The 15,674-nt window shown below is 57.7% G+C and carries 13 protein-coding genes and 1 pseudogene; 8 read left to right on the top strand and 6 right to left on the bottom strand.

Annotated elements, in window-relative coordinates; genetic code table 11:
- Nucleotides 1-195 precede the first annotated feature (195 nt).
- Nucleotides 196-1,578: a NorM family multidrug efflux MATE transporter gene (locus EE949_RS28410; protein WP_122667322.1), complete on the bottom strand. Its 1,383-nt coding sequence runs from the start codon at nucleotides 1,576-1,578 to the stop codon at nucleotides 196-198.
- A 157-nt stretch (nucleotides 1,579-1,735) separates the two neighbouring features.
- On the opposite strand from EE949_RS28410, the gene EE949_RS28405 reads away from it, so the two are divergent.
- The 3 genes and pseudogenes from EE949_RS28405 to EE949_RS30420 all read left to right on the top strand — a co-directional run bounded on the left by EE949_RS28405 (nucleotide 1,736) and on the right by EE949_RS30420 (nucleotide 4,831).
- A complete protein-coding gene (locus tag EE949_RS28405; protein ID WP_122667321.1) occupies nucleotides 1,736-2,659 on the top strand; it encodes a LysR substrate-binding domain-containing protein in 924 nt (307 codons plus the stop codon).
- 195 nt (nucleotides 2,660-2,854) lie between these two features.
- Nucleotides 2,855-3,976: pseudogene (locus EE949_RS30425) on the top strand (Cache 3/Cache 2 fusion domain-containing protein); the annotation flags it as partial.
- Entirely contained in the window at nucleotides 3,971-4,831 is an 861-nt protein-coding gene (locus EE949_RS30420) for a methyl-accepting chemotaxis protein (protein WP_372489488.1), read from the top strand. The pseudogene EE949_RS30425 and the gene EE949_RS30420, both read left to right, overlap by 6 nt.
- 204 nt (nucleotides 4,832-5,035) lie before the next feature.
- Here the strand turns inward: EE949_RS30420 and EE949_RS28395 are convergent, their stop codons facing one another.
- The 3 genes from EE949_RS28395 to EE949_RS28385 all read right to left on the bottom strand — a co-directional run bounded on the left by EE949_RS28395 (nucleotide 5,036) and on the right by EE949_RS28385 (nucleotide 8,271).
- On the bottom strand, nucleotides 5,036-5,680 hold the full coding sequence (locus tag EE949_RS28395; protein ID WP_122667319.1) for a LysE family translocator: 645 nt from the start codon (nucleotides 5,678-5,680) through the stop codon (nucleotides 5,036-5,038).
- Nucleotides 5,681-5,768: 88 nt separating this feature from the next.
- Nucleotides 5,769-6,224, bottom strand: a complete 456-nt coding sequence (locus tag EE949_RS28390; RefSeq protein ID WP_240350466.1) for a BRO family protein — start codon at nucleotides 6,222-6,224, stop codon at nucleotides 5,769-5,771.
- 553 nt (nucleotides 6,225-6,777) lie between these two features.
- Nucleotides 6,778-8,271: a YifB family Mg chelatase-like AAA ATPase gene (locus EE949_RS28385; RefSeq protein WP_122667317.1), complete on the bottom strand. Its 1,494-nt coding sequence runs from the start codon at nucleotides 8,269-8,271 to the stop codon at nucleotides 6,778-6,780.
- A gap of 404 nt (nucleotides 8,272-8,675) precedes the next feature.
- Here EE949_RS28385 and EE949_RS28380 point away from each other — a divergent pair, with 404 nt between their 5' ends.
- The 4 genes from EE949_RS28380 (at nucleotide 8,676) to EE949_RS28365 (ending at nucleotide 13,405) form a co-directional block, all read left to right on the top strand.
- Nucleotides 8,676-9,197 (top strand): hypothetical protein, encoded by a 522-nt coding sequence (locus tag EE949_RS28380; RefSeq protein ID WP_122667316.1) that lies wholly within the window; start codon nucleotides 8,676-8,678, stop codon nucleotides 9,195-9,197.
- Between the two features lie 105 nt (nucleotides 9,198-9,302).
- Nucleotides 9,303-9,803, top strand: a complete 501-nt coding sequence (locus EE949_RS28375) for a sigma-70 family RNA polymerase sigma factor (RefSeq protein WP_122667417.1) — start codon at nucleotides 9,303-9,305, stop codon at nucleotides 9,801-9,803.
- A complete protein-coding gene (locus EE949_RS28370) occupies nucleotides 9,800-10,798 on the top strand; it encodes a FecR domain-containing protein (RefSeq protein WP_240350465.1) in 999 nt (332 codons plus the stop codon). The genes EE949_RS28375 and EE949_RS28370 overlap by 4 nt, the downstream gene beginning before the upstream one ends.
- Before the next feature lie 90 nt (nucleotides 10,799-10,888).
- On the top strand, nucleotides 10,889-13,405 hold the full coding sequence (locus tag EE949_RS28365; RefSeq protein WP_122667314.1) for a TonB-dependent siderophore receptor: 2,517 nt from the start codon (nucleotides 10,889-10,891) through the stop codon (nucleotides 13,403-13,405).
- Between the two features lie 47 nt (nucleotides 13,406-13,452).
- Here the strand turns inward: EE949_RS28365 and EE949_RS28360 are convergent, their stop codons facing one another.
- On the bottom strand, nucleotides 13,453-13,914 hold the full coding sequence (locus tag EE949_RS28360; RefSeq protein WP_122667313.1) for an Lrp/AsnC family transcriptional regulator: 462 nt from the start codon (nucleotides 13,912-13,914) through the stop codon (nucleotides 13,453-13,455).
- A gap of 135 nt (nucleotides 13,915-14,049) precedes the next feature.
- Here EE949_RS28360 and EE949_RS28355 point away from each other — a divergent pair, with 135 nt between their 5' ends.
- The gene (locus tag EE949_RS28355; protein ID WP_240350464.1) at nucleotides 14,050-15,099 is read left to right on the top strand and encodes a PLP-dependent cysteine synthase family protein; all 1,050 of its coding nucleotides are present in this window, start codon (nucleotides 14,050-14,052) and stop codon (nucleotides 15,097-15,099) included.
- A 233-nt stretch (nucleotides 15,100-15,332) separates the two neighbouring features.
- Here the strand turns inward: EE949_RS28355 and EE949_RS28350 are convergent, their stop codons facing one another.
- Nucleotides 15,333-15,596, bottom strand: a complete 264-nt coding sequence (locus EE949_RS28350; protein ID WP_027899842.1) for an accessory factor UbiK family protein — start codon at nucleotides 15,594-15,596, stop codon at nucleotides 15,333-15,335.
- Between the last annotated feature and the right edge of the window lie 78 nt (nucleotides 15,597-15,674).

Here is a 15,674-nt window from a genome sequence, read left to right as displayed (position 1 = left end):
CTATGTCTGCTCACAAGCGCAATCCCGGTGGGAGCGAATTCATTTGCGAAGGGGCCGGTACATCCGCAGCGTGTGTATCGCTTGAAATACCGCTTTCCCGAATGAATTCGGTCCCACAGGTTCTGTGTGAGTTTAGATAGTTAAGTGTTTTCTGTTTGGTCCACTACAGCGGTAGCCAGACAACATCAAACATCCTCACACCATCACCGGCACCGCTGCCGCTTCCCGGCGCAGCAACTTCGAGGTCTTTCTCTCGAAGGCCCAGGTCAGCGCAATCGCTGCGCACAACAACCCGAGCGCCAGCCCCCACCAGACGCCAACTGCACCGTGGTTGGTGTAAAAACCAAATATCCACGCTGCCGGCGCTGCGACCAACCAGTAACTGGCGAGCCCGATAAGGAAGGTGGTCCGCGCATCCTTGAAGCCACGGATAGCGCCCATCGCAATGGTTTGCGCGCCATCAAGAATTTCAAACCAGGCGGCGACAGCCAGCAATTTAACCGTCAGTTCGACAATCTCAGCGAATTTCGGGTCGTTGATGTCCAGGAACAGGCCAATGACCAAGTGCGGTGCCAGCCAGAACAACATCCCGAACATCAGCATCACAACAGAGCCAAAGGCTATGCCTGCGCGCCCGGCAGTTCGGGCCAAAAGCAGATTACCTGCGCCGTAGTGCTGACCAATGCGCATGGTCACTGCGTAGGAAATCCCCACCGGGATCATGAAAGCCATCGACACTGACTGCAGGGCGATCTGATGCGCTGCCATTTGCGTGCTGCCCATGGCTCCCATGCAAAAAGCCGCGAAAGTAAACAGCCCGACTTCAACCGCGTACGTCCCGCCAATCGGCAAACCCAGCTTCCATAGCTCTTTGAGGTGGCTGCGCGAAAGCTGCCAGAACCCCTCGCGGATCGGATAGGCCGCGTAAGCAGGATGGCGACGGATGTGCAGCGCAAGAATCAACGCCATACCGTTGGTAACCACAGCCGTCACCAGACCAATGCCCATCAAGCCCAGATTTGGCAGGCCGAACACTCCATGGATAAAGGCGTAGTTGAGGACGAAATTGGCAATCGCGCCGCCTAGACTGATTGCCATGACCGGGCCTGCCCGTCCCAACGCACTGGTGAAGCCGCGCAAGGCCATAAACGTCAGCAGACCGGGTAATGCCAGCGGCAAGGTGATCAAAAACTGACCAGCCATGTGCACGTTGGATTCAGTCTGGCCGAAATGCAGGAGGATAGGCTCAAGGTTCCACAGGATCAGCATGGCAATCAGCGCCATGCCCCACGCCAGCCAGATGCCGGCCTGAACCAGTTGAGCAGCGCCTTTGCTGTCTCCTGCACCATGCCGGATGGCCACCAGCGTGCCGACCGCGGCCATGACCCCAACGCAGAAGAACGAAATGAAGTTGTAAGTCGCAGCGCCCAGACCGCCGCCCGCCAAGGCCTCCGGGCCAATGTGGCCCATCATCACGGTGTCGGTGAAAACCATCAGCATGTGCGCCATCTGTGAAGCGATCAGCGGCCCGGCGAGGCGCAGGATGATCCAGAGTTCTTTGATGGCAGGTTGTTGCATAGCACGACGCTCGATTTCAGGGGGCAGTTATGAGCCGCCCATTCTCGGTACTTAAGTGCCGGGGCACAAAGGGATAAATAAGATCGTTAGCATGAGTAAAACTCATCTGTTGGTTTTTTAGCTAAGATTGGCGCTCCCCGCAGCAGGAGCGTTCTGAATGCCTCGTAGTCTTCCTCCTCTTTATGCACTGCGCGCATTTGAAGCGGCTGCACGGCACAGCTCCTTTACGCGCGCAGCCGAAGAGTTGTCGATCACTCAAAGTGCTGTGAGCCGGCACATTCGAACCCTGGAAGATCACTTTTCCTGCCGGCTGTTTCAACGTATCGGGCGCAACATCCAGCTCACCGAAGCTGCCCGTACCCTGCTGCCAGGCGTACGCGACGGCTTTTCGTCCCTGGAACGGGCCTGTAACACGCTCTCGGTCGACGAGGGAATCCTGCGCATGAAAGCGCCGCCGACCCTGACCATGCGCTGGCTACTGGCGCGACTCAGCCGCTTCCGCCATTTACAGGCGGGCAACGAGGTGCAGCTGACCAGCGCGTGGATGGAAATCGATGTGGTGGATTTCAGTCATGAGCCTTTCGACTGCGCCGTCCTGCTCAGTCGCGGACATCTGCCCGCCGACTGGGAGGCGATACGTCTGTTTCCGGAACTGCTGATCCCCGTGGGTGCGCCAAATCTGGTGGACGATCAGCCTTGGGACATCGAGCGTTTGGCCAGCGCCGAATTGTTGCACCCCACGCCGGACCGCAGAGACTGGCGCAGCTGGCTGGAGCGCACGGGGTTATCGGAACAGGTTTCGCTTAAAGGCGGGCAGGTGTTCGACACGCTGGAATTAGGTATGATCGCCGCCGCTCGCGGCTATGGGGTTTCCATGGGGGATCTGCTCATGGTCGCCGAAGATGTCGCCCAGAACCGGTTGAGTCTGCCTTGGCGAACCGCTGTTTACAGCGGCGAAGACTATTATCTGGTGTGGCCAAGAACCCGACCCGGCAGCGAACGCTTGCGTCGATTGGGGGATTTTCTGCAGAGCGAAGTCAATGCCATGGAGTTGCCCGAGGTGCAAATCCTCAGAGAATAGTGGCATTGCGACACAGTTTGTAACCGAATCCTACAAATCCGGGGACCATACTCAAGTATTACCCGACAAGGCCGATGTGTAGAATTGACGCCCCCATGTACAAATTCTGTACAACCAAGGCTAACTAACTTAATCAAATTCAGCTGAACGGCTATTAGAGGTCATTGAAGACCCTCCGTTCGGCCAGGAGCCGTCATGTCCAAGCCCCGTGCCCGAATTGCTTCGCAACTCGGTATTGCTTTGGCCGTTATTCTGGCAGTTGTCATCTCAGGCAGTACTGTCTTTGCATTGCGTTCACTGGACTCTGCCAACCTCGTCATTCGTGAAGAGCACATGGCGAGTGAGGCGCGCTTGCTGGCCGACCAGCTCAACACGTTTCACAGCACGCTGCGGGTCAGCACCCAGCGTTTGAGCGGGCTGTTTGAAAAACGTTTCGCCAGCGGCCTTACCGTTCAGGCGGATCAGCCCATCACAGTCGCCGGGGTACAGACTCCGAGCCTGGTTTTGGCAGACCACGCGCTGAACAACAACTTCAGGGAAGTTGACGAGTTCCGCCAACTGACTGAAGGCGTAGCCACAGTATTCGTGCGCAGCGGTGAAGAGTTCATCCGCATCAGCACCTCGCTGACCAAGCAGGACGGCAGCCGCGCAATCGGCACCATGCTCGACCGCAAGAACCCGGCGTACGACCGCTTGATGTCGGGCCAAGGCTACGTCGGTAAAGCCGTGCTGTTCGAGCGTTACTACATGACGCAATACACCCCCGTGAAAGACAGCTCCGGCAAAGTCATCGCGGTGTTGTTCGTCGGCTTCGATTACACCGATGCGCAGAATGCCCAGTTCGAAAACCTGAAGAACTTCCGCATCGGCAAAACAGGCTCTCTGGCCCTGCTTGATGATCAGAACCGTTGGCTGGTGCCACCAGCAGGCGTACAGGCGCTTGATCAAGCCGGTAAATCAGTCGCTGAATTCGCAAAAAAGCCAGGTAAAGGCCAGTACTGGAGCGACACCAGCGAAGACTTCTACAGCGTTGCCCAGCCTTTCAGCGGTGGGCCGTGGACCGTTCTGGCAAACATGCCCAAGGACGAAATCAGCGCTGTAACGTGGAATGTCGGTACGCAACTGGCAATCGGCAGCCTGTTGGCCATGCTGATTGCAGTCGGTTCTGCTATCTGGCTGCTGCGCAGCAAACTGCGTCCGCTGTCTGAGCTGGTACGTCAGGCCGAAGCACTGGGTGCCGGTGATTTGAGCGTGCGCTTGAACATCACCAGCCATGACGAAATTGGTCAATTGGCAACCAGCTTCAACAAGATGGGTGAAGCGCTTTCCACCATGGTTTCGCACATCCGTACGGCCGCTCAGCAGGTGAGCAGCCGTGCCAACGAACTGTCCGGTCTGTCCGGTGGCGCGTATCGCGGCATGGAGCAGCAATCCGGTGAAATCGTCAGCATGGCGGGTGCGGTTGAAGAGTTCAGCGCTACTTCGCTGAACATCGCCGACAACATGGGCAATACTGAGCGCCTGGCTCAGGAAAACGCTCAGCAGACCCGTATCGGTCGCGCCTCCATGCAGGAAGCATCATCTTCCCTAGAGCAGATCGCGGCCTCGATCAACAGCACTGCCGCGGTCATCAACACGTTGGGGCAACGCTCTCAGGAAATCGGCAGCATCGTCGGTGTGATTACCTCGATTGCCGACCAGACCAACTTGCTGGCCCTTAACGCCGCTATCGAAGCAGCACGGGCGGGCGAACAAGGCCGTGGCTTCGCAGTGGTTGCTGACGAAGTGCGTAGCCTGGCAACACGTACCCGGGACGCGACCAACGAAATCTCCGGGATGATCACCAGCATCCAGCAAGAGACCGGCAACGCCATCTCCACCATGCAGCAGGGCAATGCCCAGATGCAGGAAGGCCTGGCGCGCAACGCCAAAGTGGCTGCTGCGCTGGCGCAGATCGACGAGCAAAGCCGCTCGGCCGGTCAGCAATTCGCTGCGATCACCACCGCGACCCAAGAGCAAAGCAGCACCGCCACCTTGTTGAGCAGCAACCTGCAAAGCATCGCCATGGCCAACAGCGAACAACGTGAAGTCGTTTCGCACCTGGCCATTACCGCAGAAGAACTGAACACCCTGGCCGCCGATTTGCGCACCGAGGTTGACCGGTTTCGTTGATTGCCAAGTGACATAGAAAAACGCCCTTCGGGGCGTTTTTTTTTGGCGGTTCAGTATTGCTGACACCACGCTTTCGCGCCGCAGACATTGGATCTGTAGGAGCTGCCGAAGGCTGCGATAGGGGTGTATCAGGACAAATGCCTCGCAGCCTTCGGCAGCTCCTACAGGAAAAGCATTTCAACGCGAGGGATTGCATGTTGGCCCCTACAGACCAACCGCACCCCCAACAAACTCCGCATACCCGCTCACCACCACGTACACCGCGAAGTACGCAAAGATCAGCGCCGACGCTATGTAGGTGTACTTCATCAGCTTCTCGCCGATGAGTCGGCCGCCCTGGTAGGCCACCGCACACAGCGAAATAGACCACAGCAAACCCGCCGCAAAAAAGCCTGACAGGAATAGACCTGCGCTCGCCACGTCATGCCCTTGTCGCGCAATGATCGCGCCGCCCACAGCCGCAAACCACAAAATGGCACTCGGTGAAGACATCGCCAGCATGATGCCTTTGGAGAACAACGCCAGATTGGTCTTGCCCCACTGCTCACCGCTTTGCTGCATTGTCCCGTCAGTCTTGAAGGCACTGAGCAGCATTTTCACGCTCAAGAAGCACAGCACCAGCGAGCCGCCGATCCACAACACCCAGCGCACCGCTTCGAATTGCAACAAGACCGCCATGCCCATCATCGCCAGTACGGCATAGATCAGATCGCCAACGCAGGTACCCAGCCCCAACCAGACGCCTTGGGTAAAACCGCGCTGCATGGCGATATTGATCATTGCCATGTTGGCCAGGCCAATTTCCAGACACAGCGACAGGCTGAGCAGGAAGCCGTTGTTGAATTCCATGAGGGTGTATTCCTTACTTAAGTGCGCGCCACTTTAAGCAGGAGACAAATGGCCCGCAAGATACAGTCCGCGACGCCAACTGTATGGCTTAAGCTAGCAACCGTCGCCACCAGGAAGCGGTCTTCCCGGCGCTCTGCCGCGAACGTTCCAGCAATATTTCCGGCATATCGCGTACGCGAATCCATGATTCGTTCTGCCAGTTCAGCAGGCTCAGCGTCATGTTGGGCCAATGCATCAAACCCAGTACCGGGCGTTGCGCTGTCGGCACTTGATCACGGTCGCGCAGGGTCTGCACCACGTGATGCTCAAGCCATTCACGCAGCGGCCCGTTGTGAGCGCCGTGCTGGTAGAGCAACAGAGCGTAGGTCCCGGATTCGCTGATCATCAGCGCTTCCTGAGTCACCCCATAGCGCTCCAGCAAAACGGTTTTGCGCTGGTCGGGCGCCAGTTTGCGGGCGCGGTGCTCATCCAGAAAAATCCCCATCAGATAGCCCAGATCGCGCGCGCAGAACCAGACCTGGCCTTCGAGACAAATGGCGTGCATGTGTTTTTTCTGGCGGATGAAGAGCATGGGGGTCTGGGGTGGGTTAGTGCATGTATTCAAAAGTGCATCTCCTTGGTGGGAGCCACCGCTTCTCGTCGCCAAACGATAGGGTGGCAGCTGCATGCGGGTTGGCGAACCGGTAAGGAGCGACCGGCAGACCCGAAGATCTCCCGCATACAGCAGCCATAACAAGGCGCAGGCAAATATGCCCGCTTCGTATGAACAGCAGTATCACTCCCTTTTCCAGATCGCCAAATCCAGTAGCTGAATATTCAGCCGGGAGAGAGGTTAATCCGTTGAGGCGGACACGACTGTCGGCACAGGACACTGGCGATCTGTGGATAACTCCCCTCCAGCTGTAGGAAACCAACCTGTGGACAACTTAAGGAGCGCCCACAGCACTATGGTTGATCGCAGTCCTGTGGGAGCGGTGCTTGCCCGCGATAAGGGCGACTCCATTTATCTGGCAGACCGCGGTGCCCTTATCGCGGGCAAGCACCGCTCCCACAGGATCTGCGCCATTTACATCCACAGATGGCGCGAGCTGCAGACCTCAACCACTCGCCGGTCGATACTGCAACGCCTCGGCCACATGACTGCGATTGATCGCCTCCACCTGCTCCAGATCGGCCAGCGTCCTCGCCACCTTGAGCAACCGGTGCGCCGAACGCAGTGACAAGGTCAATCGCTCACAGGCCGTTTCAAGCCAGGCCTCGTCCTCACGGGTTAACCCGCAATGCTTGCGTAGCCCGGGCATATCCAGAAAAGCATTGGCGCAGCCTTGACGTTTGTTCTGGCAATCCCGGGCTTGAGCAACTACCGCCGCAGCACTGGCGGTGGTTTCACCGTTCTGCACGCAGGGATTGAGGGCGGTGGTTTCTCGGGCGACAGTCAGGTGCAAGTCAATACGGTCCAGCAAAGGTCCCGAGAGTTTGTTGCGATACCGCTGAATCTGCTCCGTCGAACACCGGCACCTTCCGGTCGGCTCGCCGAGATATCCACAGGGGCAGGGGTTCATCGCTGCGACCAGTTGAAAGCGCGCCGGAAATCGCACCCGATCCCGCGCTCGGGAGATCACAATATGGCCCGACTCCAAAGGCTCGCGAAGCACTTCCAATACGCGCCGATCAAATTCCGGCAACTCATCCAGAAACAGAACGCCGTGATGGGCGAGGGTGATTTCACCGGGCTGCGGCCGACTGCCACCGCCAACCAATGCCGGGCCGGACGCCGAGTGATGAGGCTGACGAAACGGTCGCTGCGGCCAACAGGTGAGCGGGATCTGACTGGCCACCGACTGAATCGCCGCAACCTCCAGCGCTTCATATTCATCCAGCGGCGGCAGCAAACCCGGCAAGCGGCTGGCGAGCAGGGTTTTGCCGGTGCCGGGTGGGCCGCTGAACAACAGGTTATGAGCACCCGCAGCGGCAATGATCAGCGCCCGTTTCGCAGCGGTCTGGCCCTGCACTTCGCTAAGATCCGGGTAAGGCTTGGGCTGATGCAAAAGCCCGCTGGACTGATAAGGCGTGATCGGCGTCTGCCCGTTGAAATGCGCCACCAGCTCCAGCAGATGATTGACCGCAATCACCCGTAAGCCCGACGCCAGACACGCTTCTTCAGCATTGACTGCAGGGATGATCAGCGTGCGTTGTGCAGCGCGTGCCGCCAACGCCGCAGGCAACACCCCCTGAATCGGTCGAATCGCACCCGACAGTGCCAGTTCGCCAAGGCATTCGACATCCTGCAACGCCACCAATGGCACCTGACCGCTGGCAGCCAGCAAACCCAAAGCGATCGCCAGATCAAATCGGCCGCCGTCCTTGGGCAGATCAGCCGGAGCGAGGTTGAGCGTGATACGCCGATCCGGGAATTTCAGCCCGGAATTAAGAATCGCACTGCGCACCCGATCCTTGCTTTCGCGCACCGCACCTTCCGGCAAACCCACCAGCGTCAACGCAGGCAAACCGTTAGCCAAATGCGCTTCGACCGTGACAGCAGGTGCCTCAACGCCCACTTGGGCACGACTATGAACGATGGCCAGAGACATGATTCTTCCTTGAAAAAGCGACCCCCGCATCCTGCGACATCGGGGCGAGCTTTGAAGGAATGAATGGTTGCGGGGTGTTAATGAGAGATCGCGTTGTGTCCGAGACACCGCGCTGTTGCGCTGCAAACATTGGACCTGTAGGAGTGAGCTTGCTCGCGATTCGATTTCCTGGTCGACAAATTTATCGCATGAGCTGACGCTATCGCGAGCAAGCTCACTCCTACAGAAAAACTCCATTCATTCAGTAATTTATTTTGTTTTTATGAGAGCTGCCGAAGGCTGCGATACCGATATGTCAGGAAAAACGCATCGCAGCCTTCGGCAGCTTCTACAAGGTATGCGTTTCAAACTCAGCAGAGATAAGCTGATTGCCCCAACCAATCTGCAAACCAAAAGAGCGCTCAATGCCAACCCCAGCCCAAGCCATCGAACACTACATCCTCGCCAAAGACGGCAATCGCCCACACTTGCTACGCCAATCATTCACCAGCAACGCCACGCTGGAGATGATCGTCCACACAGGGAGCATTTCTTTCCCGCCCAAGGTTGAGGGGCGTGACGGCATTGCGGAGGTGCTGGTTCGACGCTTCGGGCAAACCTATGAAAACGTCTACACGTTCTGCATCGGTAAACCGCCAGCCGACGGCGCTACCGAGCACCACTGCAAGTGGCTGGTGGGGATGTCGGACAAGGCCACAGGGGATCTGCGCTTTGGTTGCGGGCAATATGACTGGCAGTTCGATTCCGGATTGGCCACGCATCTGACTATCACCATTGAGCAGATGCTGGTCTGCCCGGCAGTGGAGCTGGAGCCGGTGATGGATTGGTTGCAACAGGTCAGTTATCCGTGGTGCCCAACCGGGCAGTTGATGTCCGCACCACCACTGGCCAGCATCGAAACCGTCCTGCAATACCTGAGGGCATAAGCCACACGCGGCGGGCGTTTCATCCCTAAGCAGTTGCAAATTGTGCGGCGCTTTAACACAATGCGACTCATTATCATTTACACCGCGCTGGGATGGCGCGCCGCGATGCCCTCTCATCACGCCACATTGCGCACGCTCTACATCGATCATCACGGTTGGCTGAATACCTGGCTGCGCAGCAAGCTGGGCAATGCAGCCGATGCCGCCGATCTGGCGCAGGATACGTTCGTCAGGCTGCTCAATCGTCATGAAATGCTGGAGCTGAAAGCACCGCGGGCGTTTCTGCGCACGGTCGCCAAAGGAATCGTTATCGACCATTGGCGACGCGAGGAACTGGAGCGCGCTTACCTTGAAGCTCTCGCACATGTGCCTTGCAACGAGTCCCCTTCGCCCGAGTCTCGGGAATTGGTTTTCGAGTTGCTGGAGAGCATTGCGAAAATGCTTGATGGCTTGAAACCCAAGGTCCGTCAGGCGTTTCTGCTGGCTCAGTGTGAAGGCCTGCCTTACAAGCAGATTGCCGAACGGATGGGCGTGTCGTTGCGCTCGGTAGAACGCTATGTCGCCGACGCGCTTTATCACTGCTATCTGTTGCGGTATTCAGCGTGAACGGTGCCTCTGCTCATGCGCGATCACAAGAGCCCTCGCCGCAGATCGTAAAACAGGCGATTCAATGGTCAATACGCCTGAATAGCCAAGGACATGACCCACGACTGCGCGAGCAATGTGAGCAGTGGCGCGTTGCGCATGCGGACCACGAATGCGCCTGGCAGCGTATCCAGGCCTTGAACGGCGAACTCAACAGCCGTTTTCAGAGTTTGCTCGCGCCGGGTGCAGCATTGGAGGCACTGGAAAACAGCGCCCAGCGCCTGGGTCGCAGACAAGCGCTGAAACTGCTGTCCGGCCTGGTCGTGGTGGGCTCCACTGCCTGGCTGTCGCGCGAAGTCATGCCTTGGCAGCAATGGAGCGCAGATTTCGCTACCCACGTGGGTCAACGTGGAAGGTATCAGCTACCGGATGGCTCCAGCCTGCAACTGAACACCGACAGTGCAGTGGATCAGGACTTCAACGCCGAACGCCGGCTGATCACTCTTGATAGAGGCGAGATTCTGCTGGGATGTGGTGCCGACGTAAAAAGTCCAACCCGCAGGCCGCTGCTCGTCCAGAGCCGCCACGGGTTGTTCGAGGGTCTGCATGGACGCTTCGTCGTCAGGCAGTATCAGGACCAGACTCGCATCAGCGTACTAGAGGGCCAATCGATCATCCGCTCCCCGGTCGCATCCCCCATTACTGTCGACGCCGGGCAGCATTACCTGGTGTCGTCTCGCGAAGCGGTTCAGTTGCCCGAACTCAACATGGACGCCGGGGCGTGGAGCGAAGGCCTGATCGTGACCCGCAACATGCGTCTCAGAGACTTGCTCACCGAGGTAGGGACCTATCGTCACGGTCATCTCGGTTGCGCTGACGACGTCGCCGACCTGCGCCTTTCTGGTGTTTTCCGGCTGGAAGACACCGACAAACTGCTCGCGGTCATTACCCAGACCCTGCCTGTGCAACTGCGGTATCGCACGCGCTGGTGGGTCACGCTGCAGCGCCAGGCCTGATGCCTCGAATTTTTTTGGCGGGTTTTGCCGGCAGGTCCGGCTTAGAGGACAGCACCACCGTTCTCTTCACTGACCTTCACGGAATCGCCCATGACCCGGCCTCAAGGTAAATCGCAATCGAACACGCAAAACGTCGCCGTTGATGCTTGCGCAACACACCTCACCACGGCTGTTCGCGCAGCACTGATTTGCCTGGCCTTGGGCACCACTGCGCTTCCTTTAGCCGTACAGGCTCAGGACGGCGCGGTACCAGCAGGTGCAACGCGTAGCTATTCCATCGCAGCAGGGCCATTGGGCGAAGCGCTGAATCAGTTTGCCCGGCAAGCGGGTATCACATTGGCTGCCACGCCCGCGCAAACAGCCGGCAAGCTCTCGCCAGGCTTGCAGGGCAGCTACGCCCCGGATCAGGCCTTGAGCATGTTGCTCGGTAATAACAGCCTGCAAGCTGTGACTCAGGATGGCAGCAGTTATGTATTGCGCGAAACCACGGCTGAAGTGCTGGCGTTACCCAGCACAGACATTCGCGGCTTTGCACTGGGCAATGCTCTGGGCAGCATGGAAGGCTACAACGCTACTCATAGTCAGATCGCCACTAAAACCAGTACGTCGGTGCTGGAAACGTCGCAATCGGTATCGGTCGTCACCCGCCAGCAAATGGATGATCAAGGTTCACAAACCGTGTCGCAGGCCATGCGTTATACACCAGGCGTGTTGACCAACCCCTATGGTGCAACCCACCGCTATGACTACGTTGCCATGCGTGGTTTCAACGACGGCTCTGTGGATAACATTTACCTGGACGGCCTCAAGTCCATGGGCGATAGCGGCACCTACAGCACCATGCAAGTTGACCCTTACTTTCTGGAGCGGGTCGACATCCTCAAAGGACCGTCTTCAGTACTTTACGGACGCAGTTCGCCGGGTGGGCTGGTGGCATTGACCAGTAAAAAACCACTCTATGAGCCTTATCACCAGATTCAGGCCACGGCAGGCACCCAAGGCCAGCGCGGCGTGGGGTTCGATTTCAGCGGGCCTGTGGATGAAGACAAGCGAATTGCCTATCGCCTGACCGGGCTTGTGGATAAGTCAGACACGCAGTTCGATCACGTTGAAGAGAAGCGCTATGCGCTGGCACCGACCGTCAGCATCGACTTCAGCGAAGACACATCGCTGACCCTGCAAGCCTATCTGCAACACGACCCTGACGGCGGTTATCACGGTGGCGTGCCAGCCAGCGGCACGTTGCATCAACGCAACGGGCAGCGTATTTCCGAACACTTCTTCGACGGCGAGCCGGGCGTGGATGGCTACAGCCGCGACCAACAGTCATTTGGCTATCAGTTCGAGCACCGATTCAACGATGTCTTTACCGCCAGACAGAACTTCCGTTACCTGGACTCGAAGGTGAAGAACGATCAGATTTACGCCTACGACTGGACGACGCCCACCAGTAACGAACTGACGCGCTACTACTCCGGCGGCGACGAACGCCTGCACGCATTTATCGTCGATAACATGCTGCAGGCGGAGTTCTTCACTGGTTCGGCCAAGCACACGACGCTTTTGGGTGTTGACTACCAGCGGCGTAAAACGCTCGTGGACTGGACCAGCGGCTCAGTCGCATCGCTCAATGGTTTCGACCCGGTCTACGGCAACTCGGCGATCACCTACTTCAGCCCAACCCGTTACGAGCGCCGCCTGGAGCAAACCGGCGTATATGCGCAGGATTTGATCGAGCTGGACCAATGGCGGTTCTCTCTGGGCCTGCGTCAGGACTGGGTAGAGACCTCCGAGGAAAACCGGATAGCAGAAGTCGGGCGTCCAGAAGGCACCGAAGTCAGTGACAAGCGCACCAAACTCACCGGTCGCGCAGGCGTGTTGTATCTGTTCGATAACGGCATTGCGCCGTACCTGAGCTATTCCGAGTCGTTTAATCCGAACTCGTACGCAGACAGCGAGGGTAACCCGCTGGCGCCGACCGATGGCACCCAATGGGAAGCGGGCATCAAGTATCAACCGCCCGGAACGGACAACCTGTTCACTGCCTCGGTATTCCGTATTGATCAAGAGAACCTGGCCTCCAAGCTCCCTCAGGAAAACTTCTACCGCCCCATTGGCGCAGTGCGCTCGCAGGGTCTGGAGCTTGAGGGGCATATGCAGCTAACCGATAACTTCAAAGTATTGGGTAGCTATACCCTGACTGACATTGAATACTCCAAATCAATGATCAGCACGCTGAGCACGCCCACCAACATCATCGAGAACAAAGGCAACTCCCCGACACAAGCGCCCAAGCACATGGCATCGCTCTGGGGGGATTACGCCTTCAACAGCGGCGCGCTGGATGGGTTACGGTTGGGTGCCGGGGTTCGCTACGTCGGTTATAGCTGGGCAGATGCGGAGAACACCATGAAGGTGCCGTCATACACCCTGTTCGACGCTTCGGTCGGCTACGACCTGAGCAAAGTCGGGCTCAAAGGCGTGGACGTGCGCGTGAACGCAAACAACTTGACCAACGAATCCTACGTCGCCTCCTGTGCAAGCCTGAGCTACTGCTATCTGGGCGAAGAGCGTAACGTCAGCGCAACGGTCAGCTACAACTTCTAACCCGTCGTTGAGGCACGATCAGCCTGTTCACTATTCAGAGAACAGGCCTAGCCGCGAGGCAAAGGCAGCGCCGTGGTGTATTTCAACTGCTCCATGGCGAAGCTGGAGGTAATGGTCGAAAGGCCTTCAGTGCTGCTGATCAGCTTTTTATAAAAGCGGTCATAGGCAGCCATGTCGCTGACCACCAGCCGCAGCATGTAGTCCCATTCGCCTGCCATCCGATAAAACTCCATGACCTCCTCGTACTGCATGACGGTCTGGGCAAATTGCTCAAGCCACTGGGTATCGTGGCGCTGGGTCTTGAGCTGAACGAAAACCGACAATCCCAGCCCCAGTTTTTCCGGGTCCAGAAGCGCGACTCTGGATTTGATGTAGCCAGCCTCTTCGAGCTTTTTGACTCGCTTCCAGCACGGCGTCGTTGAAAGGTTGACTGCGTCAGCCAGATCTTTCAGCACAATGGTGGCATCACGCTGCAAAATGCTGAGGATGTGGCGATCAAGACTGTCCATTTTTCAAATCAGTCCTTTTGGAGAAAATTTTTCTATCAAACAGCTTGCATGGTAGAACAAAAAGGAATTCTTTTTTCCAGCGATCGGTAACATTTGCCCTCAAGAATAGATGTGTTTTTGCCGAGGCGCAGAGTGATGAATAACTGGATTCGTACCGCGATCAAAACCCTTGCCTGTGATCAGCAGCGCTCGGCCGATACGCACATGCTCAAGCTGGATGTTCCGGCACTTGGCGCCATCGATATTTACATCAAGGACGAAAGCACTCACCCCAGCGGCAGCCTGAAACATCGTCTGGCGCGCTCTTTGTTTCTTCATGCGATCTGCAGCGGCAACATTCGCCAGGGCACGCATGTGGTGGAAGCATCTTCCGGCAGTACGGCGGTATCGGAGGCTTACTTTGCAAAACTGCTGGGATTGCCCTTCACGGCGGTCATGCCGCGCCATACCGCCAGCAGGAAAATTCAGCAGGTTGAGCTGCTCGGCGGGCGCTGCCACTTCGTGGAGCAATCCTGCGACATGTACCCGGCGGCGGAACGCCTGGCTCGGCTCGACAGCGGTCATTACATGGATCAGTTCACCTACGCGGAACGGGCTACGGACTGGCGCGGCAATAACAATATTGCTGACAGCATCTTCGACCAGTTGAGCGGCGAGGAGCACCCCATCCCCACAGCGATTGTGATGAGCGCGGGTACTGGCGGGACTTCAGCGACCATCGGCCGCTTCATTCGCTACAAAGGCCATGACACGAAGTTGATCGTCGTGGATCCGGAGAACTCGGTGTTCTACGACAGTTACCGCAACGGCGATACCAGCCTGACCAGCCTCAAGGGCAGTCGCATCGAGGGCATTGGAAGGCCGAGGGTAGAGGCGTCGTTTTTGCCGGGTGTGATCGATGACATGCTGCAAGTCCCTGATGCAGCGAGCATCGCTACCCTCGGCTGGCTGGAAAAACGCCTGGGGAAAAAGCCGGGCGGTTCCACGGGGACCAACGTGTGGGGCGCACTGACCGTAGCGCTGCAAATGCAGGAGCAAGGCTTGAAGGGGTCAGTGGTGACGCTGATGTGCGACAGCGGCGAACGCTATCTGGATACCTATTACGACCCCGAATGGGTCGCCCGCACCATCGGTGACCTTTCGCCGTATACGAAAAGGCTGGAGCGGTTGTTGATTGAGAGGTGAGGCCGATGCAAAAAGAGATGCACCATTTGTGTCCGCAGGATATGTCCCTTTTATCCTGACACGCCCCTGTCATGCAGCAAATGAAAATCCTTGTGGGAGCGGTGCTTGCCCGCGATAAGGCTGGACGCGGTCCACGTGAGATAGTGTCCAGACTCATCGCGGGCAAGCACCGCTCCCACAGGAACATCATTTCAAATCAGGTATTTGGGCGTAGCCCACACACTCGGCGCTGGCTACTCACCCACAGGTGGGTTCAGCTTCGCTTCCATCTCTGCAACTTTCGCCTCCAGTGCTTCAAGGCGGGCACGGGTGCGGGCGAGGACGGCCATCTGGCTGTCGAACTCCTCACGACTGACCAGATCCAGTTTGCTGAAGCCGCTTTGCAGCAGGGCCTTGAACTGGGTTTCGAATTCGTTACGCGGGATCGGCGTTTCGCCATTGAACAAGCGCGAGGCGTGGCCGCTCAGGGCATCGAGAAAAGCTTTGGGCGCGAGCATGTCTACCTCCGGTTTCAGATGGGCGGCAGTGTAGCACGGAGCGTCTATAGTCATTTCTAGCGACAACGGGCGCACGAT

Origin of the sequence: Pseudomonas viridiflava (assembly GCF_900602065.1) — a bacterium.
Classification (GTDB): domain Bacteria; phylum Pseudomonadota; class Gammaproteobacteria; order Pseudomonadales; family Pseudomonadaceae; genus Aquipseudomonas.
The sequence above is the reverse complement of the archived record's forward strand: the minus strand, read 5'-3'. Positions and strand labels throughout refer to the sequence as shown.

Excerpts from the sequence above, each read along its gene's own strand:
- EE949_RS28410 (WP_122667322.1), bottom strand. The coding sequence starts at position 1,578 with ATGCAACAACCTGCCATCAAAGAACTCTGGATCATCCTGCGCCTCGCC.
- EE949_RS28405 (WP_122667321.1), top strand. The coding sequence starts at position 1,736 with ATGCCTCGTAGTCTTCCTCCTCTTTATGCACTGCGCGCATTTGAAGCG.
- EE949_RS30420 (WP_372489488.1), top strand. The coding sequence starts at position 3,971 with ATGGGTGAAGCGCTTTCCACCATGGTTTCGCACATCCGTACGGCCGCT.
- EE949_RS28395 (WP_122667319.1), bottom strand. The coding sequence starts at position 5,680 with ATGGAATTCAACAACGGCTTCCTGCTCAGCCTGTCGCTGTGTCTGGAA.
- EE949_RS28390 (WP_240350466.1), bottom strand. The coding sequence starts at position 6,224 with ATGCACGCCATTTGTCTCGAAGGCCAGGTCTGGTTCTGCGCGCGCGAT.
- EE949_RS28385 (WP_122667317.1), bottom strand. The coding sequence starts at position 8,271 with ATGTCTCTGGCCATCGTTCATAGTCGTGCCCAAGTGGGCGTTGAGGCA.
- EE949_RS28380 (WP_122667316.1), top strand. The coding sequence starts at position 8,676 with ATGCCAACCCCAGCCCAAGCCATCGAACACTACATCCTCGCCAAAGAC.
- EE949_RS28375 (WP_122667417.1), top strand. The coding sequence starts at position 9,303 with ATGCCCTCTCATCACGCCACATTGCGCACGCTCTACATCGATCATCAC.
- EE949_RS28365 (WP_122667314.1), top strand. The coding sequence starts at position 10,889 with ATGACCCGGCCTCAAGGTAAATCGCAATCGAACACGCAAAACGTCGCC.
- EE949_RS28360 (WP_122667313.1), bottom strand. The coding sequence starts at position 13,914 with ATGGACAGTCTTGATCGCCACATCCTCAGCATTTTGCAGCGTGATGCC.
- EE949_RS28355 (WP_240350464.1), top strand. The coding sequence starts at position 14,050 with ATGAATAACTGGATTCGTACCGCGATCAAAACCCTTGCCTGTGATCAG.
- EE949_RS28350 (WP_027899842.1), bottom strand. The coding sequence starts at position 15,596 with ATGCTCGCGCCCAAAGCTTTTCTCGATGCCCTGAGCGGCCACGCCTCG.